The 24,807-nt window shown below is 48.7% G+C and carries 23 protein-coding genes; 6 read left to right on the top strand and 17 right to left on the bottom strand.

Annotated elements, in window-relative coordinates; all coding sequences use genetic code 11:
* Positions 1-85: 85 nt before the first annotated feature.
* The 4 genes from CWB99_RS01915 to CWB99_RS01900 form a co-directional block, all read right to left on the bottom strand.
* Positions 86-706, bottom strand: a complete 621-nt coding sequence (locus tag CWB99_RS01915) for a hypothetical protein (RefSeq protein ID WP_138549846.1) — start codon at positions 704-706, stop codon at positions 86-88.
* Between the two features lie 462 nt (positions 707-1,168).
* Positions 1,169-2,800: a methyl-accepting chemotaxis protein gene (locus CWB99_RS01910; RefSeq protein WP_138549845.1), complete on the bottom strand. Its 1,632-nt coding sequence runs from the start codon at positions 2,798-2,800 to the stop codon at positions 1,169-1,171.
* Between the two features lie 126 nt (positions 2,801-2,926).
* Positions 2,927-3,637 (bottom strand): 16S rRNA pseudouridine(516) synthase RsuA, encoded by a 711-nt coding sequence (rsuA, locus tag CWB99_RS01905; RefSeq protein WP_138549844.1) that lies wholly within the window; start codon positions 3,635-3,637, stop codon positions 2,927-2,929.
* A gap of 84 nt (positions 3,638-3,721) precedes the next feature.
* Complete coding sequence (locus CWB99_RS01900; RefSeq protein ID WP_138549843.1) at positions 3,722-4,054, bottom strand: 5-carboxymethyl-2-hydroxymuconate Delta-isomerase; 333 nt, start codon at positions 4,052-4,054, stop codon at positions 3,722-3,724.
* Positions 4,055-4,180: 126 nt separating this feature from the next.
* On the opposite strand from CWB99_RS01900, the gene CWB99_RS01895 reads away from it, so the two are divergent.
* The 5 genes from CWB99_RS01895 to CWB99_RS01875 all read left to right on the top strand — a co-directional run bounded on the left by CWB99_RS01895 (position 4,181) and on the right by CWB99_RS01875 (position 8,698).
* The gene (locus CWB99_RS01895) at positions 4,181-4,978 is read left to right on the top strand and encodes a hypothetical protein (protein WP_138549842.1); all 798 of its coding nucleotides are present in this window, start codon (positions 4,181-4,183) and stop codon (positions 4,976-4,978) included.
* Positions 4,959-5,582, top strand: a complete 624-nt coding sequence (locus CWB99_RS01890; RefSeq protein WP_138549841.1) for a LysE family transporter — start codon at positions 4,959-4,961, stop codon at positions 5,580-5,582. The genes CWB99_RS01895 and CWB99_RS01890 overlap by 20 nt, the downstream gene beginning before the upstream one ends.
* Positions 5,583-5,596: 14 nt before the next feature.
* Positions 5,597-6,097, top strand: coding sequence for a gamma-glutamylcyclotransferase family protein (locus CWB99_RS01885; protein WP_138549840.1), 501 nt, complete (start codon positions 5,597-5,599; stop codon positions 6,095-6,097).
* A 66-nt stretch (positions 6,098-6,163) separates the two neighbouring features.
* Entirely contained in the window at positions 6,164-7,693 is a 1,530-nt protein-coding gene (locus CWB99_RS01880; RefSeq protein ID WP_432760818.1) for a serine hydrolase, read from the top strand.
* An 87-nt stretch (positions 7,694-7,780) separates the two neighbouring features.
* Positions 7,781-8,698 carry a histone deacetylase family protein gene (locus tag CWB99_RS01875; protein ID WP_138549838.1) on the top strand — a complete coding sequence of 306 codons (918 nt, stop codon included), beginning with the start codon at positions 7,781-7,783 and terminating at the stop codon, positions 8,696-8,698.
* An 11-nt stretch (positions 8,699-8,709) separates the two neighbouring features.
* On the opposite strand, the gene CWB99_RS01870 is transcribed toward CWB99_RS01875, so the two are convergent.
* Positions 8,710-9,003 (bottom strand): hypothetical protein, encoded by a 294-nt coding sequence (locus CWB99_RS01870; RefSeq protein WP_138549837.1) that lies wholly within the window; start codon positions 9,001-9,003, stop codon positions 8,710-8,712.
* A gap of 76 nt (positions 9,004-9,079) precedes the next feature.
* Between CWB99_RS01870 and CWB99_RS01865 the strand changes: the two genes are divergently transcribed.
* Entirely contained in the window at positions 9,080-11,632 is a 2,553-nt protein-coding gene (locus CWB99_RS01865) for an EAL domain-containing protein (RefSeq protein WP_138549836.1), read from the top strand.
* 7 nt (positions 11,633-11,639) lie between these two features.
* Here the strand turns inward: CWB99_RS01865 and CWB99_RS01860 are convergent, their stop codons facing one another.
* From CWB99_RS01860 to rsmD, 12 genes are all read right to left on the bottom strand, one after another.
* Positions 11,640-12,467: a DUF2797 domain-containing protein gene (locus CWB99_RS01860; RefSeq protein ID WP_138549835.1), complete on the bottom strand. Its 828-nt coding sequence runs from the start codon at positions 12,465-12,467 to the stop codon at positions 11,640-11,642.
* Positions 12,468-12,577: 110 nt separating this feature from the next.
* Positions 12,578-13,861: a phosphoribosylamine--glycine ligase gene (gene purD / locus CWB99_RS01855; protein WP_138549834.1), complete on the bottom strand. Its 1,284-nt coding sequence runs from the start codon at positions 13,859-13,861 to the stop codon at positions 12,578-12,580.
* A gap of 15 nt (positions 13,862-13,876) precedes the next feature.
* On the bottom strand, positions 13,877-14,701 hold the full coding sequence (locus CWB99_RS01850; RefSeq protein ID WP_138549833.1) for a class I SAM-dependent methyltransferase: 825 nt from the start codon (positions 14,699-14,701) through the stop codon (positions 13,877-13,879).
* A gap of 102 nt (positions 14,702-14,803) precedes the next feature.
* Positions 14,804-16,390, bottom strand: coding sequence for a bifunctional phosphoribosylaminoimidazolecarboxamide formyltransferase/IMP cyclohydrolase (gene purH, locus CWB99_RS01845; RefSeq protein WP_138549832.1), 1,587 nt, complete (start codon positions 16,388-16,390; stop codon positions 14,804-14,806).
* A gap of 239 nt (positions 16,391-16,629) precedes the next feature.
* Entirely contained in the window at positions 16,630-16,920 is a 291-nt protein-coding gene (gene fis, locus CWB99_RS01840; RefSeq protein WP_010374122.1) for a DNA-binding transcriptional regulator Fis, read from the bottom strand.
* 15 nt (positions 16,921-16,935) lie between these two features.
* The gene (gene dusB, locus CWB99_RS01835; RefSeq protein ID WP_138544549.1) at positions 16,936-17,907 is read right to left on the bottom strand and encodes a tRNA dihydrouridine synthase DusB; all 972 of its coding nucleotides are present in this window, start codon (positions 17,905-17,907) and stop codon (positions 16,936-16,938) included.
* 242 nt (positions 17,908-18,149) lie between these two features.
* On the bottom strand, positions 18,150-19,022 hold the full coding sequence (gene prmA / locus CWB99_RS01830; protein ID WP_138549831.1) for a 50S ribosomal protein L11 methyltransferase: 873 nt from the start codon (positions 19,020-19,022) through the stop codon (positions 18,150-18,152).
* 90 nt (positions 19,023-19,112) lie between these two features.
* The gene (rpoD, locus tag CWB99_RS01825) at positions 19,113-20,957 is read right to left on the bottom strand and encodes an RNA polymerase sigma factor RpoD (RefSeq protein WP_138544547.1); all 1,845 of its coding nucleotides are present in this window, start codon (positions 20,955-20,957) and stop codon (positions 19,113-19,115) included.
* Between the two features lie 103 nt (positions 20,958-21,060).
* Positions 21,061-22,818 (bottom strand): DNA primase, encoded by a 1,758-nt coding sequence (dnaG, locus tag CWB99_RS01820; RefSeq protein ID WP_138549830.1) that lies wholly within the window; start codon positions 22,816-22,818, stop codon positions 21,061-21,063.
* Between the two features lie 73 nt (positions 22,819-22,891).
* A complete protein-coding gene (locus CWB99_RS01815) occupies positions 22,892-23,338 on the bottom strand; it encodes a GatB/YqeY domain-containing protein (RefSeq protein ID WP_046004287.1) in 447 nt (148 codons plus the stop codon).
* Positions 23,339-23,356: 18 nt separating this feature from the next.
* Positions 23,357-23,572, bottom strand: coding sequence for a 30S ribosomal protein S21 (rpsU, locus tag CWB99_RS01810; RefSeq protein ID WP_010362466.1), 216 nt, complete (start codon positions 23,570-23,572; stop codon positions 23,357-23,359).
* Positions 23,573-23,802: 230 nt separating this feature from the next.
* Positions 23,803-24,381: a 16S rRNA (guanine(966)-N(2))-methyltransferase RsmD gene (rsmD, locus tag CWB99_RS01805; RefSeq protein WP_138549829.1), complete on the bottom strand. Its 579-nt coding sequence runs from the start codon at positions 24,379-24,381 to the stop codon at positions 23,803-23,805.
* Between the last annotated feature and the right edge of the window lie 426 nt (positions 24,382-24,807).

The raw sequence follows: 24,807 nt of genomic DNA, 5'->3' as shown, positions 1-24,807 counted from the left end.
AACGCACGGTAAAGGCCATACATCAATACACTGACAGTTTTTAAGACAAACCGGCGCTGAACCAGGCAGGCTTGTCTATAGAATGCTAACCCCGCTTTTTAATGGTCGGTACTTTCAATTCATAGGCTTCTTTATACGAGATCACGGTCAGTGCAACCAGCATCGCACATATGGTTGAAAATATTAGGTAGCCAGTAATTTCAAATGCATAGAAGAAAAAGGTAATGTCGTAGCCTTTCGCGTTTCGGAAATAGTTTTCTATCAGCGCGAAGAAGCTGATAGCTGCGCCTATCAGATAGAGCCAGGGCATCATACTGTCAGCAAATGTGGCACGGATTTGGTGTTTAGGAAAAAGCGACTTGGTGATTTCAATACGGTAAGTCAGTAGCACCAAAATTAATAACTCTCTGACCATCGAGAGGCCGAATATAATACTGTTTTGCAGCAGGCGGTTTTCTTCGTCTGAATATAGGCTAATTAAGCCAGTGGAAAACAGCAGGTTTTCGATAAGAATGGATGACAAGTTCATCATTGCGAGTACGCAAATATTAATGTCTTTGATCCGCAGTCCAATCAAAAAAACCAGAGAGATGATCGCAATACAGGAGAGGATGAACACATAAGTGGCATCCTGCATAATAAAAATGACTACTACCATCACGACGTATGGTAGTAGTAGGTCTTTAATCGATAAATCCTTTGTCATGTCGAACTACGTGTAGCTTCAGATTTGAGAGTATATTGTTGGGCATCGGGTCTAACAGGGTGTAACACACTGGAACCGGCAGCGACTTTTTGGCAATCAGTAAATGAAAGAGTTTTCATATTGATGTTCCTTATGTCATTGTTGTTTGCCTAACCAAAACGACTACAATAACTGGCTAGTCAGGTTATTGAGTATAGGCACAGCTTCCGCCTTTGCTCATTCATCGGGAGATTACGTGTTGGCTTGGCAAACGTAATTCAGATGAACAGGGTGTGCTTTAAGACCTATCATATATGATTTATTTCATATAGCACAACATAAGGTCTATTAAGCTCTGGTTAATAAATTTACCACCTAGTCCAGAAAAGTGAAATGAAATTTTTCATATAATTTTAATTATTTGTTAATTTTGTTGTTTGTTTCACTTTTTCTTCTTGAAAATCTGAACATTAACTAGTCCAACTAAACTTTGAATTTTGCCATTTCTTTTTCCAGTTGGTGTGTCAATGCCGTAATACTGTCGGTTGCCTGGTGTGCGTGGTGAGACACCTGGGCTGTCTGACTGGCAGTATCAGATATGGTTACTACTCGGTGGGCTGTGTCTTCCCCAGCAGCAAGCTGCTCTTTGGCTGCCTGTGCAATCTGAAAGCTCATATGAGATATTGCACTGAGCGATTCGGCAACACGTTTGAGCGCTTCACTTGCTTCGCCGGACATTGTGACGGTTTTTTCACTGGTGGCAATACTGAGTGTGACCGACGCCTTTGCTTCTTGTGTCGCCGACTGAAGGTTGCCGATCATGGTATGAATTTCCTCTGTGCTGCTCTGTGTCCGTTGAGCCAGTTGTCTTACCTCGTCAGCAACAACCGCGAAGCCGCGACCTTGTTCGCCTGCACGCGCAGCTTCAATGGCCGCATTGAGTGCCAGCAAGTTGGTTTGCTCGGCAATGCTTTGGATCACACTCAGTACGTTCGCAATGTTTTTCACTTCTTCATCAAGCACCTGAATGTTGTTGCCTGCACTGTCAATCTGTTGCTCCAGCAGTGCAATGGCCTCTGATGCTTTGGTGGTCAGCTTGTCAGCACTTTGTCCCTGGCTTTCCGCTTGTTGCACAGAGTCAGCCGCCTGCTCGGCATGTTCCACAACGGTTTGTGCAGAAGCGGTGAGCTCGGTAATGGCTGATGCGACCATTTGGGTTTCTTCACTCAGGCTGCGGGTGAGAGATTCTAATTCGTTAGAGCGTTTCTCGCCATTATGGCTTTGCTCATTCAGTGAATCACTGACCGATTTAAGCCCGCCAACCACGCCTTTTAGTCCTTCTTGCATATATTCCATACCGGCCAGAATGCTGTCTGGTTTGGCGTTGTCGCTGCGTATCTCTGAAGTCAGGTTACCACGAGAGACTTCCTGAACAATATCCAGTACATCGTCCAGCTCGGCGCCCAATTTATTGGACAGTGACAACCCGAACCGCGTCAAAGCAAAAGTGAGCACAACGGCTATCAAAAGTGACAGGGAGGCAAGCCAGCTGGCGGTATCCCAATAGCGTTCGTCGACTTCCTGGTAGCTGATCCCGGTGCCAACATACCAACCAAACAAAGGCGTTTTTTGCACCACTGAGGTCATGGCTGCAATGGTGCCGTTGCGCTCAGATGTCCAGTTATAGGTAATGATACGATTGGTTTGTGAGCCAACCAGACGTTCAACCATGCGGCCAATACTGTTGCCATTGGCGTCCTTGAAATCGTTAAAGCTGGTGTCATGTAAATGTGGGTCGTGGGGGGCAGCGATAAAGTTGAGCTTATTATCTACCACGTAGACATATTCAGAATCGTGGTATTTATTTTCCCTCAGGATTTGCGATGCCAGGGTTTTGGCTTGTTCTTCAGTTAATGCTCCGCTGCGTACAAACCCTTCGAACTGTTGCACAATGTTTGCCGTGCTTTTCATCAGCTGGTTGATACGAGCAATATTATCCGTTTCGCTCGCATGCCTGAGAGATTGCAGCCCTACGATTGCCACCAAAATGAGCGCGACAAAGATTGAGGCTGCAAATAAAATGATTTTTGTTCTTAACGTAAGTGATGAAAACACGTGATGCCCCTGTAGCAGAACCTGACTTTATGATTTAACACGAATTCCGTATTGTGAAAAGCTGAAAAACATCATTGTTCGCTGTTTTTTAGATGATTTTTCCTCATTATGGGGCATGATAGCGTTTTACCTTGCATTAATTATGTTAATCTCATCATCGTCAAGTAAGCGATACTCTCCTGGGGCCAGGTGTGGATCCAGCTCGATACCAGCTACATTTTCCCGGTGTAGCTCAACAACCTTATTACCCACCGCAGCCAGCATGCGTTTTACCTGGTGATACTTCCCCTCGCAGATCGATAAGCGTAGCGCATACTTATCCAGCTGCTCCGCTATGGCGGGCTGGGTGAGGTTTTTTTCGTTGTGCAGTGCGACACCCTGACGTAATTGCTCGAGTGCATCTTCTGTGAGTTGCTCCTGTGTCTCAACCAGGTAAGTTTTGTACTTTTGCTTTTTGGGCGAGGTAATTTGATGTGACCAGTCGCCGTCATTGGTGATTAAAACAAGCCCTGTGGTATCCAGGTCCAGTCTGCCTGCAACATGAAAATCTTTTAAGTTGGGCTCGTCCAAAAGTTCAAAAACGGTTGGGTGCAGGTCGTCCTGATTGGCACATACATAACCACTGGGTTTATTCAGCATAAAGTAGCGTTTACCCAAATAAGCAAGTGGTGTGTTGTCCCATTCTACATGATCATCCTGGGCAATAGCATGATCTGCTTTGCTAATCACTTCGCCGTTGACGACGACGAGGCCTTTCTTGATCCCTATTTTGACTTGACTGCGTGGCAATTCACGAATGTGACTGACAAACTTATCTAAACGGCAGGGGAATTTCATAATAATGGCTCTGTTAAGTAAATGTGGCCCGCACGGTCAGTGCGGGTAAACTGAAGTCAGCTCTGAGTCTGGTTTTATTATACGTCAGTTCTTGCGGTAGATCTCAGGGTCCAAATCATAGGGGTGTACACTGAGGTTTATCTGCTGGTCTTGTATCAGTAAGCGCAGGGCGCTGAGTAATGCATCACTCAGCTGCTGTTTTTGTGTCAGGGTTCTTCCTGAAATAATGTGCGCCTGGACATGAATAAAGCCCTGACGCTCCCCACCAAGTTGATACTCACTGTAGGCAATTGCCCGTGTCTTTATCGATGAAGGATCAAATAGTTGAGTACCTTCGGCGCCTTGATGGACGGCCTTAACGAGTTGACTGACAGGTATATCTAAGTTTGCAGAATGTTCAATGATCAGATGGGGCATGGTATCACAGGGTATTTATCGCTAATATGGCGATATGATAAAAACCTTTTCTTACAATGCCAAGTGATTCATGGCGCAGATAGGCGCCCTTGATCGGACAGGCTTGTATAGGGATAACAGGATAGAATGCTGGCGATATTTAAATCTAAACCACTACTGGAAGAGGCACAGGCTCAGCAGTTGATTACATTGTTTGGCTGGGCAGTGGAGCACTTTGATGTTGATTTTTTTCTAACTCATACGCGAATTGTTGAGCCTACAGTGAAAGATTTCCCTGATCAGGTTAACAGTGTTGAGCAGATGGCACAGACCGTGTTTAATCGGGTGCGAGACTATGCCGGGTTGCAGCATTGGCCAATTTCCTTGCTGTCACCGCAGCAAATGCCGATGCAGCAAGCTTTTCCACAGTTTAGCTTAACGGGTGGACTTCGTGGTGAGCAGGTTTGCGTATCTCAGCCACCGGCTGTGCCGATTGCAATGTCGTATAACCCTAATCAAATTAATCAGCCTCAGGATATGGTTGCGAGCCTGGCTGGCACTTTGGCTATGATCTTAATCCACCGGGTTGGCAAGTTACCGCCTGGCGGCGAGGCGCATCTGCCTGTTGCTGCAGATGTGTTGGCTATTTATATGGGGTTTGGGGTCATGCTGAGCAACAGTGCTTATCATTTCAGGGGAGGGTGTGGCTCTTGTTACAACGCCTATGCGAATCGTCAGGCTGCGCTCAGTGAAGCCGAAACCATATTTGTCCACGCGCTCGTGTGCTACTTTAAACCAGAATATAATGGGGCCAAACACCTGAAGCCGCATTTAAGAAGCCTCTATAAGAAAGCCCGGAAACAGTTGCAGGGGATCATAAAATCATCTCCTGATCCGGTTTTACTGGCACTCGAGGAGCGCAGTCGTGTCGCCTTACCTGGATGAATTTATTTTGATTGCGCTGGCCCATTTTTTTGCGGTGGCCAGCCCCGGACCCGATTTTGCGATAGTGTTGAAACAGAGCATCAGCTTTGGTCGCCGTAATGCATTAATGACCAGTGCGGGTGTAGGCCTTGGGATCCTGGTACATGTCACCTATTGTTTGCTGGGCGTTGCGCTGTTGCTCTCCCAGTCTCCCGAGTTATTTAATGCTTTCAAATATATAGCAGGCGCATACCTAGCCTACATGGGAGTTCAAGCATTGCGAGCAACTGCTGCGCCGGTTTCGCCGCACAGTGATGCCGCTCAGCTTGTGCAGGAAAGCACGTTTTCGGCACTTCGTCGCGGATTTTTGGTTAACGCCTTGAACCCCAAAGCCACCTTATTTTTTCTCTCCTTGTTTACCCTGGTGATAGATCCCGACACGCCACAGTCCGTACAACTTTTCTACGGATTATATATGGCTGTTGCAACCTGGTTATGGTTTTCATCGCTGTCGCTGGTGTTGAGTAAAGCCGCGGTCCGTGGTTTTTTTCAGCGTGCCGGACACTGGTTTGATCGCGCAATAGGGGTGGTTTTACTTTTGCTGGCACTTAGATTGGTTATTTAACGCCGGGAGTTCGTATGGCAGCAAGAGAAATACTAAATTTTGCTTTTGGTTCAAACTTAACACCTGCGCGCCTGCAAGCGCGTTTGCCCCACGCCAGGTTACTCGGCACAGCCTGGTTACCTGGTTATACCTTAGGTTTTCGTCATCGGGGTCAGGACGGCTCTGCAAAGTGCTCCATTGAACCGGATAACAGCGGTGACGCTTGTGTCCATGGTGTACTGTATGCGCTGACCGAACAAGAAGTGTCGATGCTTGATAGCATAGAAGGAGCGGGTTATGTGCGTCAGTGTGTTGATGTGATCCGTCAATGTGGCACTCAGACCACCGCGCACTGCTACCTTACTCAACAATTTCACAACGACCTGTTGCCGTTTTCCTGGTATCTGGAACATGTGCTTCGGGGTGTTCAATATCATCAGTTTCCCGCATCATATCAGCAGCTGTTATCCAGACAGCCTTGTATCCTGGATTTGGACTATCACAGGGCCCAGCGGGAGTTGTCTATTTATCAATAAGGAAGAAAAATAAAAATGAAGTACCAATTTGGCAGAGGCCTTATCGCCGCAGCACTATTGACTGTTATGCAAACCCCGGCATTGGCCGGGCAGGTCAATTCTAAAGTCAATGTCGCAGAGGTGGAACGAGCGGTCGTCGAAGCGATGGAGACATTTAACATTCCGGGTATCGCACTGGCAGTGGTTGAGCGTTCAGAGGTGGTACTGGCTAAGGGGTTTGGAGTGCGCCATGTTGCACATCGGGATAAGGTAGACGCGGATACCTTGTTCGGCATTGCCTCGAACAGTAAGGCTTTTACTGCTGCGGCTTTGGCTATGCTGGTGGATGAGGGCAAGCTGAACTGGGATGACAGAGTGATTAATCATATCCCGGAGTTTCGTCTGGCTGACCCCTATGCAACGCGTGAGATGACCATCCGCGACTTACTGAGTCATCGCAGCGGGTTGGGGAAAGGATCCGGCGATTTGATGATTTGGCCGGACACAGACAAATCCATGTCAGATCTGCTTAATGGTATTGCGCATTTACCGACAAGCAGCAGTTTTCGCAGTGAATATGCCTACAATAACCTGATGTTTGTCGTAGCGGGTGAGGTTGTGCATCGGGTGAGCGGCCAGGATTGGCGTACATTTGTTGAACAGCGACTGTTTAAGCCTTTGGGCATGAATACCTCTAAAGCCGGATTTTCACGGATACCGGCACAAAACACCAACTGGGCCACGGGCAGCATTTACTGGGATGACCAACTTACGCCATTCTTCATCGATTATCTGGAGGACTTCCGTGGTGCAGGCGCCATTGCCTCCAGCGCAAATGACATGAGCCGCTGGTTACTGACCCAGTTATCACAAGGACAAACACCTGAAGGTAAACGCTTGTTCAGTAGTGAACAGCAAACCCAGATGTGGTTGCCTCATATTATGCGTAAGCCCAGTAAAGAGGGTAAAAAATACTACCAGCAACAATTCAGAGGCTATGGCCTGGGCTGGGCCATTGAAGATTATTTTGGCCATAAGAAAGTGGGTCATGGCGGCGGGATCCTGGGCATGGTTTCCCAGGTAGCGATGATACCGGGCAAAGAGCTGGGTGTGGTGGTGTTATCAAATCAGCAGGTTTACCCGGCCCTGACCGCCATCATCAATGAGGTATTTGAAGACGCACTCGGCTTGCCAGACAGAGACTGGGTAAAAGAAACCGCAGAGCGTTATTACGCAAAGCGCGAGGAAGCTTATAGTGAGGCGGGTGTAGTAAAAGTTGACAACCCGCAACCGGCACTGGCCAATCAGGTGTATACAGGCACCCTGAGCAGTCCCTGGTATGGTGATGTCATTGTTGAAGAGCTGGATGGTCAGTTGTATATCGATTTTACCCACACTGCGATGCTCAAAGGAAAGTTGGTCCATCATACGGGGAATACCTTTGTTGTTAAGTGGCAACAACCTATGCTGGAGGCAGATGCCTATATTCACTTTACCTTGTCCCCATCGCAACAGGTTGAGGCGGCAAGTATGTCCTGGGTAAACCCGGATATCACGGATTTCAGTTTTGATTTCCATAATTTGCGGCTTACAGCTAAATCGTTACCAGAACAGTAAGTAGGCAGGTTACACCAAAGTATCAGGGTCCGCCCTAGTCGGCTCTGATACACTTAGTCTATTACTTTACGAAGGACTGGCTTTGCTATGCGTACGGCGTTGATCATTCACCCACTTTGCCGCAAACATAAGATGATTGCGGACCATCCGGAATGTCCGGAGCGTCTGGATGCCATCTCTGATCGTATTCTGGCCTCCGGGTTGGATGTCGCCATTGAATATAAAACAGCACCCAGGGCGACATTAGAAGATATTGCACGAGTGCATGACCAGGAACATATCACTCGGGTATATGAGGCATTACCAGAGTCTGGTCTGGCAGAGCTCGATGGCGATACCTGGTTGTGTCCGGATTCTATGAAAGCCATCGAGCGGGCTGTGGGCGCCGGGATCCTGGCCGTCGATGAGGTGTTAGCAGGTAAGCTGGATGCGGCATTTTGCGCTGTTCGTCCTCCTGGCCATCATGCCAACCAACATAGCTCCTCGGGGTTCTGTGTATTCAATAATCTGGCCATTGCGGTGGCTTATGCAAAGCAACAAGGAGTAGAGCGCATTGCGGTGCTGGACATCGATGTGCACCATGGCAATGGCACGCAAGACATAGTGCGGGATGATCCTCAGGTGTTGTTCTGCTCTTTGTTTCAATATCCGTTCTACCCAAACACAGCGATTGAAAATACTGACTCAGTGTTAAATTCGCCGCTGCCGGCTGGCAGTGATGGGCGTGACTTTCGGGCGCTGGTTGAGCAGCAATGGCTGCCCAGACTCAAGACGTTTTCCCCTCAGCTGATTTTCATCAGTGCTGGATTTGATGGTCACCTGGAGGACGATATGGGCGGCCTGAGCTTTGTCGAGCAGGACTATATCTGGTTTACCGAACAAGTGATTGCTTTTGCCAAAGCCCAGTCATGTCTGGGGATCATTTCCTACCTTGAAGGCGGCTATGATCTGTCATCGCTGGGGCGCAGTGTCGAGTGTCATGTTCGGGCACTGGCAGAAGCCTGAGGTCTCCCCTGTTAACGAATATCCTCTATCAGGGTAAAGGCATCCTCTACGCTACATTCACTGAGTTTAGAGACGCAGCACTGGCCTTCCTGTACTAAGGTTTGTTGCACTAATCGGGTGAGTGCATCGGCCGACAGGGGCGCTATCACCTCCCCGGAACGAGTCATATACTGGCCATCACGATAGATACAGATCCCCTCCTCAGGGCCCGAATAATGGCACATTTCCGTCAATTCAGTCTCATTGCTGACATAAGCTAGACTTTGGTCTAACCATAATAGGAACGGGTAAGACTTTATTGTCATTATTTGTTCTTGGTCAAGGTTGTTTAAATTCTCTTCATTATACTCGATTAGATTGGCTGAAAGCGAGACTGTGCTTATGATGGGCGATACACGTCAACTGCAAATTAAAGATGTTTATTCAAATAACCTGCTGTGTTGTGACTACACCACGTGTCTGTATGATGCGCTGAGCCTGATGCGAGAGCGGCGGGTCAGTTCAATATTCATTACGCAGGACGATAGAATCGTCGGAATTTGGACGGAGTCAGACTGTGTCAGCCTGGATTTCGAACACAGTGGTCTGGCACAGACCGCCATAGGCAACATAATGAACTCTCCGGTTCATGATATCCTGATCAGCCAAACGCTGAGTGAAGCGACCATCAAGTTTCATCAACTGGGTATTCGCCACTTACTGGTGAAGGATGCCCATAACCGGCCACTGGGCGTGGTTTCTCTGTCTGACATTGTACGCAACCAGGGACTAGACCACTATCTGCACTTTCGCCCCATAGAAGATCATTTCGAGTCACAGATCAGCACCTTGGATGCTCAGGCTTGTATTTCTGAAGCCATTCAGGCGATGCGCCGGGACAAGACCACGGCCGTTTTAGTCTATCATCAGACCTTGGCAGAATATGGCATTATCACACAACGGGATGTGGCCTATGTGATCCTTAATCAGGACTGGCGTATGCCTTGCTGGGAGCTGGCCAGTTACCCCATGGAGTCCATGACACCCAAAGATAGCTTGTTTGATGCTTATCGCCTGATGACTGCCCGCTCTATCCGCCATCTGGTGATCCGTGAGCCAGAGTCTAACCAGGTGATGGGTTTACTGGCACTGAAAAATGTACTGACAGAAATAGAAACTGCCTACTGTAGTGAACTGGAAAAAGTGCTGGCTCAGCGTGACTTGGCACTGCAAAAGTCGGAGAAAAACCTCTATCTGGCCAATCGCATTATCGATGCATCGCTCGACGGTATTATGATCACCCGGGCCAACGGTGAGATCATCCAGATAAATCCGGCGTTTAGCGCATTAACCGGGTATCAGGACTACGAAGTGCTGGGTAAAAACCCCAGTATTCTCAGCTCCGGAGTACATGGTCAGGATTACTATGAACGGATGTGGAAGGAGTTACGAAATAAGGGCGTCTGGCAGGGAGAGATCTGCAATAAACGTAAAAGTGGTGAAGTCTACGTTGAATGGCTGACTATTATTGAGATCAATGAACCCTACAGCGATGATGTCCTGTATGCGGCTATTTTCAGTGACATTACTGAACGTAAAAATGCTGAGGAAAAAATTGCCCGGCTGGCCTATTTTGACGAATTAACCGGATTACCTAACCGGCGCTTATTTTACGATAGACTGTCGATGGCTCTGGCCTCAGCACAGCGCGATAAACATAAACTCAGCGTAATGTTCATCGATTTGGATCGCTTTAAAGAAGTCAATGACACGCTAGGCCACAGCGCCGGAGATAAGCTGCTCAGCCAGGTGAGTGAGCGGATCAAAGCCATTCTGAAACAAGGGGACACACTTGCCCGTCTCGGTGGCGATGAGTTCGTGGTGTTACTCACGGAAGTAGAGCACATGGAAGATGTCGTTAATTTTGCTGATCAGATCCTAAGTGAGCTCAGCTTGCCCTTTGCACTTGGAGAACTTAACGTCACTGCCACGGCCTCTTTGGGCGCGGCAATCTATCCCGAAGACGGCCTGGACAGCGAGAGTCTGCTCAAACATGCGGACGTAGCAATGTATCGCTCCAAAGAGCTGGGACGCAATTCGTTTCAGTTATACAAAGCGTCAATGAATGCGCGTTCGCTGGAACGTTTGTCGATGTTAAGCCGTTTTCAAAGTGCACTGGAAGGAGGGGAGTTTGAACTGCATTATCAACCACTGCGCTGTCTGACCAGCGGTCGGATCATGAGTGTGGAGTGCCTGCTGCGCTGGCAGGATCCAAACCTGGGCACTATCTCGCCTGCTCAGTTTATTCCACTGGCTGAAGAGCTGGGCTTAATTGTCAAGCTGGACCAATGGGTGATTAACGAAGCTTGCCGGCAAATGGCGCTATGGTTGAATGAAGGGCTGGATATACGTCGCATTGCAATCAACATCTCCGCCAGCCACCTCAGCCAGGGCGATTTGGTGATGACCATGGCCAAAGCACTGGAACAGCATAATCTGGATGGTCGCTATGTGGAGTTAGAACTGACCGAAACCAGCTTTGTCAGCAATCTGCACGATGCCAAGGTCATGCTGAAGAAGCTCAAAACTCTGGGTGTCTCGATTGCATTGGATGATTTTGGCACCGGCTATTCGGCGCTGAGCTATCTGACCAAACTGCCGATCGACATACTGAAAATTGATGCCAGTTTTATTGCCAAAATTCCCGATGAATATGGGAATAGCGAAATAGTAACGGCGATTGTCGCGATGGCCAAAGCACTGAACTTACATGTGGTGGCAGAAGGAGTTGAAAAATCGGTGCAGCAGAAGTTTTTGCAAAAGCTAGGGTGTCACACCATGCAGGGGTATCACTACTGTCGCCCGTTGCCGCAGTCAGACTGGCTTAACTTTTATCGCTCAGAGCGGGGGATAAGCGAGCTTGTGCCCCCGCAGCGCCTGGTAAACGGACGTTAAACTATGATTAATCCAGGCTCACCGAGACTTCGTATGAAGTGAACTTACGAATATTGATAACGCCTGTGTCAAAGATTAGGTACTGACCTTTAATACCTTGTAGGGTGCCACTGACAATCGGCTCTTTATCAAAGTTAAAGGAACTGATTTTACTAGGGTAACTGGTAACCGGGAAGTTCAGGTCTACCACGTCTTCATCCAGCCGCTCAATCGCCGTGGCGCCAAACAGTTCGGCCAGCTCGTCCAGCTTGGCCTGGATCTGAGGGATCAGCTCTGCTGCGGATGCTTTGAGGTCCAGCTCAGGATTAATGCCCTTAAGCATGTTGCGCCAGTTGGTTTTATCGGCAATGAATTCGGCCAATGCCACTTCCACCAAGCCGGATTGTAATCGGGTCTGGACTTTAAATATGGGCACAGCCTGTGTGGCCCCCTGATCTATCCAGCGGGTTGGGATCTGGGTATGACGAGTGATACCGACTTTAAGACCGGACGTATTTGCCAGATAGACGTAGTGGGGGATCATACAGTGGGTTTCACCCCACTCAGGCTCGCGGCAGGTACCCTGATCGTAGTGACAGGTTTCAGGCTTCATGATGCACATGTCACAGCTGGCCAGTTTTTTCATGCACACAAAACAGTGGCCCTGAGAGTAGCTCTTCTTGGTTTTTTTGCCACAGTTACAGCAGAAGATATTACCGCTGAAGGTGAGCGTCAGACGCTTGCCAATCAGGTCATTCAGTGGCAACAGCTCGTCGCCCACGGGTAGCTGATAGTTTATGGTTGGTGCTGATGCACAATTCAATTGTGCCTGCATCTTACGTAGAGTACCTTGCATCTTTACGCCCCTAAAGATGGTTGAAATAGGCGATCCTAGCAAAGCGCGACTCAGAGGTGAAGGAAGGGAGAGAAATAAAAAACCGGGTCAGCGACCCGGTATAGTATAACTTATTGCTCGCGAGCAATGGCGCGATAGGCGATATCAGTACGGTATTCAACACCGTCCCAGTTAATCTCCTGAACCAGTGCATACGCGCGTTTTTGCGCTTCTGTCACTGTATGGCCTAAAGCTGTGGCACACAGTACACGTCCGCCCGCAGTAACCACAGCGTCACCGTCTTGCTTGGTGCCAGCGTGGAAGACTTTCTCACCTTCCGGGTAAGCAACACGCAGACCAGAGATTGCGTCGCCTTTCGGATAGCTGCCTGGATAGCCTTTAGCCGCCAGGACAACGCCCACTGCAGCACGAGGATCAAACTGGATCTCAGTCTGATCAAGCTCCTGACGGTTAGCCGCTTCAATCAGTGTGACCAAATCCGATTGCAAACGCAGCATGATAGGCTGCGTTTCAGGGTCACCAAAGCGACAGTTGTACTCAATCACTTTAGGGGTACCGTCTGCAGCAATCATCAGGCCCGCATACAGGAAGCCAGTGTAAGGGTAGCCTTCCGCCGCCATGCCTTCAACGGTTGGTGTTATCACTTCATCCATAATACGCTGGTGGATCTCTGCAGTTACAACCGGAGCAGGAGAGTATGCGCCCATGCCGCCCGTGTTCGGACCTTCATCGCCATTATAAGCGCGCTTGTGGTCCTGACTGGTGGCGAATGGCAAAACGTTTTTACCATCGACCATCACGATGAACGAGGCTTCCTCACCTTCAAGGAATTCCTCGATCACCACGCGGCTACCGGCTTCACCAAAGGCATTACCCGCCAGCATATCGCGAATGGCGTCTTCCGCTTCCGCTTCGGTCATTGCCACGATCACACCTTTACCGGCAGCCAGGCCATCTGCTTTGACAACAATGGGGGCGCCTTGCGCTTTGACATAGGCCAGAGCAGGTTCGATCTCTTCAAAGGTCTGATAGGCCGCTGTCGGGATCTGATGGCGTGCCAAAAAGTCCTTAGTAAATGACTTAGAGCCTTCCAGCTGAGCGGCGCCCTGAGTCGGACCGAAAATAGCCAGACCGGCTTCTCGGAAGCGGTCTACCACGCCGATCACCAGTGGCGCTTCAGGGCCAACAATGGTCAGCTCGACCTTATTCTCTGTGGCAAAAGCCAGTAGTGCGTCGATGTCTTCCACACCAATGGCGACATTTTGCAGTTTTGGCTCAAGTGCCGTGCCTGCGTTGCCTGGCGCAACAAAGACCGTTTTTACAGATGGGTTTTGTGCAGCCTTGAACGCCAGAGCGTGTTCACGGCCACCGCTGCCAATGACGAGTATATTCATGGCAATTGATTCCTATTAAAGCTTTTTGAATTTCAGGGTCATTCGATCGCTTTCCCCGATGGCCTTGTACTGCTCGGCCTTTTCATCACCCAAAGCTAAACGTGGTGGTAAAGTCCACACGCCTTTCGGGTGGTTGGCACTGTCCAACGGGTTGGCGTTGATTTCACTGCTTGCAACTAATTCGAATCCAGCTTGCTTCGCGAGACTGATGACATGGTTTTGCTTCATATAACCAGAATTTTGCTGATCTTTATCATCACGGTGTTCAGGTAAGCGGTGTGCAACAACGCCCAAAGTGCCACCTGGTTTCAATGCTTTATTGAAAGCCTGAAAGGCAGACAACACACCTTCGTCACCCTGACGCATATACCAGTTATGTACACTGCGGAAGATGAGCACCATATCGGCGCTGCCCGCAGGCGCTATATTGGTGTGCGTGCCAGGTGCAAACTCGGTGACTTTGACTTCACTGAAACGCGCATCTTCTGCGATTTTTTTCTTGAAGCCATCCAGTGAACGTTTGAAGTAGCCTTCACTATTCTCTGGGAAGTGCGCCGCATAGTAGGTACCTTGGCCTTTAACAATCGGGGCCAGAATTTCGCTATACCAGCCGCCACCTGGGGCAATTTCAACTACCGTCATATTTGGCTGTACGCCAAAAAATGCCAGGGTTTGCTCCGGATTACGATACTGGTCACGGGCGCGGTTTTCCGCTTTACGCTCTGCGCTTGCAACGGCAGAGGTGATCTCACTGGATGCACCGCTGTCCGTGGTGCTGTTACAGCCGCTCAGAGCGGTCAGAATGCCTGCTGCGATGATAGATTTAATGGCAAATTTCATAGTCAGTTCCTTCACTGTCATTATTGTGATTGTCTTTACCCACAATACTGGAAATTAGCGCAAACAAAAAGCGCGAAACGGTGAAGGTTTCGCGCTCATCGATTAGTGACGGAAGTGACGCATGCCAGTGAAGACCATGGCCATGCCCGCTTCGTCGGCTGCGGCAATGACTTCTTCATCGCGCATTGAGCCACCAGGCTGGATAACCGCCGTGATACCGGCTTCGGCTGCTGCATCGATGCCATCGCGGAATGGGAAGAAGGCATCAGAGGCCATCACAGAGCCTTTGACTTCCAGATTTTCATCTGCGGCTTTGATACCAGCGATTTTCGCAGAGTAAACACGGCTCATCTGGCCGGCACCCACACCTATGGTCATGCCATCGCGTGCATAAACGATTGCATTCGACTTAACGAATTTAGCTACTTTCCAGCAGAACATCAGATCTTTCAGCTCTTGCTCGGTTGGCTGGCGCTTAGACACGACTTTCAGATCGCTCGCCTGAACCATGCCCTGGTCGCGGTCTTGAATCAGCACACCACCATTAACCCGTTTAATGTCGACACCGGTTGTTGCCGTTTGCCATTCACCACACTCCAGCAAACGCACGTTCTTCTTCGCTGCAACAATCTGTGCTGCCGCGTCAGAAATCTTAGGTGCGATGATCACTTCAACGAACTGACGTGAGATGATGGCTTCTGCCGTGTCAGCATCCAGTTCACGGTTGAAAGCAATGATGCCACCAAATGCAGACGTTGGATCGGTTTTAAAGGCGCGGTCATAGGCGCTCAGGATGTCTTTATCTTCTGCCACGCCACAGGGGTTGGCGTGTTTAACGATCACACAGGCAGGTTCTGAAAAGCTCTTCACACACTCAAGGGCGGCATCGGTATCCGCGATGTTGTTGTAAGACAGTGCTTTACCCTGAATCTGTTTCGCAGTTGCCACTGACGCTTCTTCAATGTCGTTTTCAACATAGAAGGCCGCATCCTGATGCGAGTTTTCACCGTAGCGCATATCCTGCTTCTTGGTGAACTGCATATTGATGGTGCGCGGGAACTTAGAGTCTTCAGCAGCCTCTTCGGTATAGTCTGGGACCATTTTACCAAAGTAGTTCGCGATCATACCGTCATACTGCGCTGTGTGCTCATAAGCTGCAATCGCCAGGTCAAAGCGCGTCTTGTACTCAGTTGAGCCATTATTCGCTTTCATCTCGTTGATAACACGGTCATAGTCAGCTGCATTCACAACAATGGTCACATCTTTGTGGTTCTTCGCAGCAGCGCGAACCATAGTTGGACCGCCGATGTCGATGTTCTCAATGGCATCTTCCAGTGAGCAGTCAGCTTTTGCAACGGTTTGTGCAAAGGGGTATAAGTTGACTACGACCATATCAATGGCTGAGATGTTGTTGTCTGCCATCACGCCTTCGTCCTGGCCGCGACGAGCCAAAATACCACCGTGGATTTTCGGGTGTAGGGTTTTGACCCGGCCGTCCATGATTTCCGGGTGACCAGTGTGGTCAGATACTTCAGTAACAGGAATGCCGTTCTCGGCAATGAGTTTACAGGTGCCGCCAGTTGATAGCAGTTCAACGCCTTGCTCGCTCAGAGCTCGGGCAAATTCAACGATACCGGTTTTGTCAGACACGCTCAGCAGCGCGCGACGAATTGGACGATGTATATCCATGATGGTTCAGGTTTCCTCAATGATAAGTTAAGGGCTAGCTTAGAAGTGCTGTATTTTAGCCTAACTTGGCTCAGAAAACGATTGAAAATGCGTGAGTGAGATTGAGAAAAACAGAGTTGCTTTTCGCTGTGTGTCTTTAATTGCTGGTAAGTGTTTTGTTTACAGCAACAATATGCCAGAGAGTAGGGGAAACAAAAAAAGCACCCGCAGGTGCTTTTTTCAATTTTAACAGGAACAGATTAGTTCATGCCGTACTTTTTCAGTTTCTTACGCAGTGTACCACGGTTGATACCCAGTAAGATGGCAGCACGAGTTTGGTTACCACGTGTGTAAGTCATTACTTCTTCAAGTAGTGGTGCTTCAAGCTCAGAAAGAACCAACTCATAAACGTCTTGTACGTCCTGACCGTTAAGCTGTTTCAGGTAGTGGTGTACAGCTTTTTTCACTGCATCGCGAAGTGGTTGCGGTTTCTCTTGTGACTGAACATGAGCGTTAGTGATAAATGGAGAAGTCACATTTTGTTCGAACATCTTTATGTCTCTTTCTTAGTTAGCTGCTAGTGTTTCAAAATAGTGTTCTAATGTCTCGACCTGCTCAGTGGCATCGTCCAGCGCATTGAATACTCGCCTAAATTGACCTTCTTGGTCATGGGCCTGCAAATACCAGGACACATGTTTGCGTGCGATGCGTACACCCATTGGCATACCGTAGAATTGATGAAGGTTCACTAAGTGCTCCATCAAAATGCTGCGAACCTCGGATAACTCCGGGGCTGCAAGCGTTTCTCCAGTACGCAAGTAATGGTCTATCTCCCGGAAAATCCAGGGACGACCTTGGGCTGCTCGACCAATCATGATGGCATCTGCGCCCGTAAATTCCAGCACCTGTTTGGCTTTTTGTGGAGAATCTATATCCCCATTAGCCACAACAGGAATGCCAACCGCCGCCTTGATCGCTTTGATCGTGGCATACTCGGCTTCGCCTTTATACATACATGCACGGGTGCGTCCATGTACGGCTAAAGAAGCAATGCCATTACGTTCGGCAATACGGGCAATCTCAATACCATTGCGATTTTCCGGATCCCATCCTGTACGGATCTTTAGCGTGACCGGGACATCGACTGCGTTGACCACAGCCTGAACTATCTCTTCCACTAGTTCCGGATATTGCAATAGTGCTGAGCCTGCCAGCTTTTTATTCACTTTCTTAGCGGGGCAGCCCATATTGATATCTATGATCTGCGCGCCATTGCTGACATTGAACTGTGCGGCCTGTGCCATCAACTCGGGATCTGCTCCGGCAATTTGCACAGAACGGATACCCGATTCACCACTGTGATCCATGCGGTTCATCGACTTATCGGTTTTCCATACCTTAGGATTTGAAGACAACATTTCTGACACCGCCAGTCCTGCACCTAAGCGCCGACACAATTGTCTGAAAGGTCTGTCGGTGATCCCCGCCATTGGCGCGACCATTAAGTTGTTTTCAAGTTGGTAAGGACCAATACGCACTGCAGTTCAATCCGCCTCTTTTCAAGGGGCGCTAAGTTTACGGTTTTTTTTGCAAAAATCAAAGGCTATAAATTGAACATAAGTGCTTTTTTTTTGAGCTTGACGGGTTGACTTTTCATAACAAACTGACTGAAGGTCAGAATTGTTTTAAAATTAACCGCTTTTCATTTTGATGAGGTAAAGGGAGCACTGTAAAAAATGCGTAAAGCCTGTTAACTAAGGGCTTTACGCGTGATAAGGCACTAACCTTTTTTTCCGCTCACTCGGGTCCATTCGCCTTCCTGAGCAATGGCGTCAAGTGCAAGGAAAGGGGCATAGACATCGGCAACCGATTGCGCCTGTTCTTCCAGAATGCCTGACATGGCAATTTCGCCGCCAGGTTTAAGGAATCCGAGGATCACTTCATGGAGCTCTCTGAGCGGCTGTGCCAGGATATTTGCGACTACAATATCCGCAGAGAAATCAGGTTGGTTCTCAGGTAAATACACTTCCAGCTGATCGGCTACGCCATTGCGTGCAGCATTGTCTCGGCTGGCAACCAAAGCCTGTGGATCGATGTCGATGCCGATCACCCGCTCTGCGCCCAGTTTGATCGCTGCGATCCCCAGGATCCCTGAACCACAACCAAAGTCGACCACAGTTTTACCACTGAGGTCCTGTTGCTCCAGCCATTTCAGACATAACGCTGTGGTGGCATGGGTACCTGTACCGAAGGCGAGGCCTGGGTCGAGTAGTACATTGACGGCATCCGGATCCGGCACGTCGCGCCAGCTCGGGCAGATCCACAAACGCTCACCAAATTTGATCGGGTGGAAGTTATCCATCCACTCGCGTTCCCAGTCTTTGTCTTCGAGCTGCTCCAGCTTGTATTTAAGTGGGGCATCACTGGCGGTCTTCAGGTAGTCGACAACCGCCTGCATATCGTGGTTGGCCTCAAACAAGCCAATCACTATGGTTTGCGGCCAAAGCAGCACTTCACCGGGCTTAGGCTCATAGATGGGGTTGTTTTGTCCGTCAATATAGGTGACGGACGGGCAGCCGATCTCCATCAGCAGATCGCTGTAATGGTCGGCGCTGTTTTTGTCGGCATCAATGCGGATCTGGATCCAAGCCATAGTTGTTACCTATTTATAAATCGGGTCTATCGATCCCAGAGTAAACTAAAAAGGCCGCAAATGCGGCCTTTGATGATTTTGAATGGGCGCTTAGCCTTTCACATCCAGGAAGCTCTTCAGTAAGTCAGAGCGTGAAGGGTGGCGAAGCTTACGCAAAGCCTTCGCTTCAATCTGACGGATACGTTCACGTGTCACGTCAAATTGCTTACCTACTTCTTCCAGAGTATGGTCGGTGTTCATGTCGATACCGAAACGCATGCGTAGTACCTTGGCCTCACGTGCCGTCAGGCCAGCAAGTACTTCATTGGTGGCACCACGTAAGCTCTCCATAGTGGCTGAATCCACTGGCGACTCAATTGTCGTGTCTTCAATGAAATCACCCAGATGCGAATCTTCATCATCACCGATTGGGGTTTCCATGGAGATAGGCTCTTTGGCAATTTTCAGCACTTTACGGATCTTGTCTTCTGGCATCATCATGCGCTCTGCCAGCTCTTCCGGGCTGGGCTCACGACCCATTTCCTGTAGCATTTGACGAGAGATACGATTCAATTTGTTGATCGTTTCTATCATGTGTACCGGAATACGAATAGTACGCGCCTGATCCGCAATAGAGCGGGTAATTGCCTGACGGATCCACCAGGTTGCATAAGTCGAGAACTTGTAACCACGGCGGTATTCGAATTTATCAACCGCTTTCATCAGACCTATGTTACCTTCCTGGATTAGATCCAAAAATTGCAGGCCACGGTTGGTGTACTTTTTGGCAATTGAGATAACCAGACGTAAGTTGGCTTCAACCATCTCTTTTTTCGCACGGCGGGCTTTGGCCTCACCAATGCTCATGCGGCGGTTGATGTCTTTAATACGCTCAATGCTCAGGCCAGTGCTTTCTTCAATGGCAGTTAACTTGTTCACACAGCGTTCGATTTCTGGCTTAACGTCTGCCAGTTTAGCTGAGTGTTTGTCACCTGCGGCAATTTCTGCATCCACCCAGGCCATGTCTGTTTCATTATTAGCAAAGTGCTTGATGAAAGTTTTCTTCGGCAGCTTTGCAATCTGAACAGCTTGCTTCATGATGATACGTTCTTGTACACGAACGCGATCCATCATGTCGCGCATGTTATTTACCATGCGGTCAAACTGTTTTGGAACCAGCTTGAACTTACGGAACAGCTCGCCAATCTCGGCGATGGCCGCTTGAGAGTCCGGGTGTGCACGACCTTTTACTTCAAAGCACTTACGTGCGTTGTTGTACAGGGTTCTTAATTCTTCGAAGTGCTCGCGTGCAATTTCAGGATCCGGGCCTGTGTCTGCATCTTCTGAATCGTCGTCGTCTTCATCACCATCATCGTCTTCATCGTCTAAGTCTTCTTCGCTTAGCTCTGAACCGATGTGTGTTGCTGAAATCGGGGCTTCATCGTCTTCTAACGAGTCAAAGAAACCAGAAACGATGTCGCTTAAGCGCATCTCTTCGGCTTCGTATTTGTCCCATTGTTCAAGCAGGTAGGTAATTGCTTCGGGATATTCGGCAACAGAGATCTGTACCTGATTAATCCCCTCTTCAATTCGCTTAGCGATTTGGATTTCGCCCTCACGAGTCAGCAGTTCAACCGTGCCCATTTCGCGCATGTACATACGCACGGGATCTGTGGTTCTGCCGATTTCTTTTTCTACCGTTGCCAATGCGGCAGCCGCTGCTTCGGCTGCATCCTCGTCGGTCGTGGTTTCCTGCATCATCAGTTCATCGGCGTCCGGTGCAGATTCTGCTACCTGGATACCCATATCATTGATCATGCTAATGATATCTTCTACTTGATCCGAATCTATGATGTCTTGTGGAAGATGATCGTTAACTTCTGCAAAAGTTAAGTAACCTTGCTCTTTACCTTTCTGAATCAGAAGTTTGAGTTGTGACTGAGGAGATTGATCCATAGAGATTATTGCTTCCACTCTGATAAAGTTGTTACAACGGGCGTCAGCTAAAAACCACACTATTTTGGTTGACGCAGTGAATAGAACATTATAACAGCAAAAATTATTTTTGACCAGTTCTTCGCGCACCTAACGCTTGGGTCAGGAGCGCGCATTCCAGTCGTTCATCGCTATTTAAGCCTTCGGTTTTGTCTTTTATTAATAAGGTCTCAAGGCGCAAATTTAAACACTGATCTTCAATAAACTGAAAAGTATTTTTAAATTCATCAACCAGCTTTTCTTCATCGATATTATGCTGCCAGGTAGCCAGCTTGTTCAGCGCTGAGTATTCCGGTGTGTCCCTAAAAGCTTCAAGAATATGCGCAGTGGTATAATCGGGTCGCGATAAGCAAGTCGCCTGCAACGTCAGGAACAGACGCATACCGGGTAAGGGCAATTCTGCCAGCTCAGGTAAATGCTCAACGACAGATGCCAAACTCGGATGTTGCAACAACAGGCCAATGGCCCGACGCATGGGTGTCACTTTAAATTTACGCTCTATGGCGTGCTGTTTGCGCGGTGTCGCCAGTTTGGCACTAAGCTGCTCACGGGTGCGGCCGATTAAGCGTGCCAGAGTGGTCAACAAAGACTCCTGGTAATACTCACTGGGCACTTTTTCCACCAATGGCAGGGCTTCACTGAGTAGCTTGGCCTTGCCGGCATCTGTGGTTAAATCACATTGTTCTGATAAACGAGCGAACAGTACTTTGCTGTAATCTTCAGCCTCTGCCAGGCGTTGCTCAAAGGCGTCTTTGCCCTCTTTTTGCACTAAGGAATCCGGGTCTTCGCCATCCGGGAGGAACACAAAGCGCAGTGACTTACCGTCTTTCAGGTTGGGCAGGGCATGCTCAAGTGCCCGCCAGGCGGCATCCTTACCAGCGCGGTCACCATCGTAACAACAGATCACCTGATCGGTATTGCGAAATAAGGTTTGCATGTGTTCTGCTGTCGTCGCTGTGCCCAATGCTGCCACCGCATAGTCGATACCATATTCCGACAAGGCGACGACATCCATATACCCTTCGACAATCAGCACTTGTGCAAGCTGGCGATGAGCCTGTTTTGCTTCGTAAAAGCCGTATAGCTCAAAGCTTTTATGGAAAATTCGGGTTTCCGGCGAGTTGAGATATTTGGGTCCCTGATCTTGCCCCATAACACGACCACCGAAGGCGATCACCCGACCACGTTTGTCACGAATGGGGAACATCAGTCGGTCGCGGAAAAAGTCAAACTGACGGCCCGGTGACTTTTCTGTCGCGAGTTTCAATTCAACCAGCTGCTGACGCTGAGCCGGGTTGCGTGCCAGCGTGCGAATAAGTTGATCCCACTCGGGCGGTGCAAAACCCATCTGAAACTTATCTATGGTTTGCTGGGATAAGCCACGTCCAGAAATATAGGCTTTAACCTCTGCGGATTTCTGATGCTGATTAAGTTGCTGCTGATAAAAGCGCGCAGTTTGCTGCATCAGATCGTAGTCGGACTTTTTCTCTTCGAAGCTACGTTGTGGCCCACCCAGACCTTGTTCTCTGGGGATCTCCAGGCTGAATTGTCCCGCCAGTTCTTCGATGGCATCGACAAACTCCAGCTTGTCGTATTCCATTAAAAATGAAATCGCGTTGCCGTTAGCACCGCAGCCAAAGCAGTGATAAAACTGCTTGTCACGAGAGACGGTGAAAGAGGGAGATTTCTCGTTATGAAAAGGGCAGCAGGCCTGATAATCTTTGCCGGCTTTTTTCAGACCGATGCGGTTATCGATTAATTCAACGATGTCGGTTCTGGCCAACAGGTCGTCAATAAATTGTCTTGGAATTTTTCCTGCCATTTTTACCCTATCGCTTAGACGAAGAAACCGAGCGCTAGGCTCGGTTTACTTATAATCATACTTGATGCGGGGCTTATGCGCTAAGCTTCTGTTTAATTAAACCTGAAACTTTGCCCATATCAGCGCGACCTTCAGCTTTTGCTTTAATCACGCCCATTACTTTGCCCATGTCCTGCATGCCAGCGGCGCCGGTATCGGCGATTGCAGAATCGATCAATGTTGCTATCTCTTCTTCACTCAAAGGTTGAGGTAAGAAGGACTCCAGCACAGTGATCTCACCAGCTTCTACGTCGGCTAAGTCTTCGCGGCCAGCGTCTTTATACTGAGTATAAGAATCGCGGCGTTGCTTTACCAGCTTCACTAAAACAGAGGTAATACCTGCGTCGTCCAGTGTCGTTTGGTTATCGATTTCTCGTTGCTTAACTTCAGCAAGGGCAGCACGAATAGCAGTAAGACGAGGTTTGTCTTTGGCTTTCATGGCTGCTTTTTGCGCGTCTTTTAACGTAGCTAACAGGCTCATATGCAAGACTCGCAGCGATTAGTATAATTTAACGCGACGTGCGTTTTCGCGAGAAAGCTTTTTCATGTGACGCTTTACAGCAGCTGCTTTCTTGCGCTTACGCTCAGCTGTTGGCTTTTCATAGTGCTCGCGACGACGAACTTCTGAAAGGATACCTGCTTTTTCACATGAACGCTTGAAACGACGAAGTGCTACGTCAAACGGTTCGTTCTCTCTTACTTTAATTACTGGCATTAAAAATTCACCTACCTAATTAGTGAGCTTTGCTCTAACCGACCAAAAAAGGGTCAATTGGTTCAAAAATGGTGCGGTATTGTAAGCCGAAGCATCACCGCATGTAAAGATCAAATTATAGTTAAAATTGCAGCAGCTGTCATGCCCGAAGCCCGACACGAGATTGGGTACGAGCATTTATACTAAACTGCCTATTATTTCAGCTATTTAGTCTTGTTATTGCTGAGTAATTAAGTGCGCTGGAAGAGTCGGCAACAAACCTGACCCGCCAACTTTTCCTTTAAAATGGTCCAATTTTCAGGGAATGAAGGGGTACTTTCGCGTTCAAACTCGACATAAATCAGAGCATCTTCGCTCAGCCAGTGATTGGTTTCGAGCAAAGCACAGCTGGTTTGCACCATATCGCGCCTGAATGGCGGATCGACAAAAACCAGATCATAAGCGTGTGGCGCCTCTGTGGCCAGTCTGGCCAAGGTGTCACCGTGCTCGACCTGGGCATTATCCAGCTTGAGGGTAACAATATTCTGTTGCAGCTGCTGGGCAACTTGTTTGTCGAATTCGAAAAAGCTGGCGCTGTGCGCAAATCGTGATAAAGCCTCAAATCCGAGGCTACCAGAACCGGCAAAGCAATCTAATACTTTGGCATCTCTGACATCCTGCATTAGCCAATTGAACAGGGTTTCTTTGACTCTGTCGGTGGTTGGCCTGAGCCCTTCAACGTCTTTGACCGGTAATTTACGACCCCGAAATCGACCACTGATCACACGAATATGCCCTGACACTGGCTTTTTGGATTGTTGCTTTCTCATTTTTTACCAACTGCGTGCAAAAGATAGCAGTCAGTATACCGCATCGGGGCAGGTGTATAGCAAGATTTATTGCTGCCTGGTGCCGTTATCAGACAGATATCATTAAGCTGTGATTTTTCATCCTATTGGAACATGGTACACTGTCGCCCCAGTAATGACAGAGCTTGTTATCAGCCATGTACATGGCCTGTCAGGTCTTCCACCAGAGCGCTCATGCGCATGGATTATCTGCGTCAATAAGTTCTCACTAATTTGATTGCACACTAAAACGGTATTTAGCGAGTTATGGGTAAAAAGAGCAAAATTCTATCCTGGTTAGGGTTCGGAAAATCAGACAAAAAACAGCAAGAAGCTGAACGAGAAGCCGCTCGCTTAGCCGAAGAGCAGGCTGCGCGAGAAGAAGCGGAGCGTTTGGCCAAAGAACAG

This window comes from Pseudoalteromonas rubra, from assembly GCF_005887095.1.
GTDB lineage: Bacteria > Pseudomonadota > Gammaproteobacteria > Enterobacterales > Alteromonadaceae > Pseudoalteromonas > Pseudoalteromonas rubra_E.
This window is presented reverse-complemented; position numbering and strand designations above follow the sequence as displayed.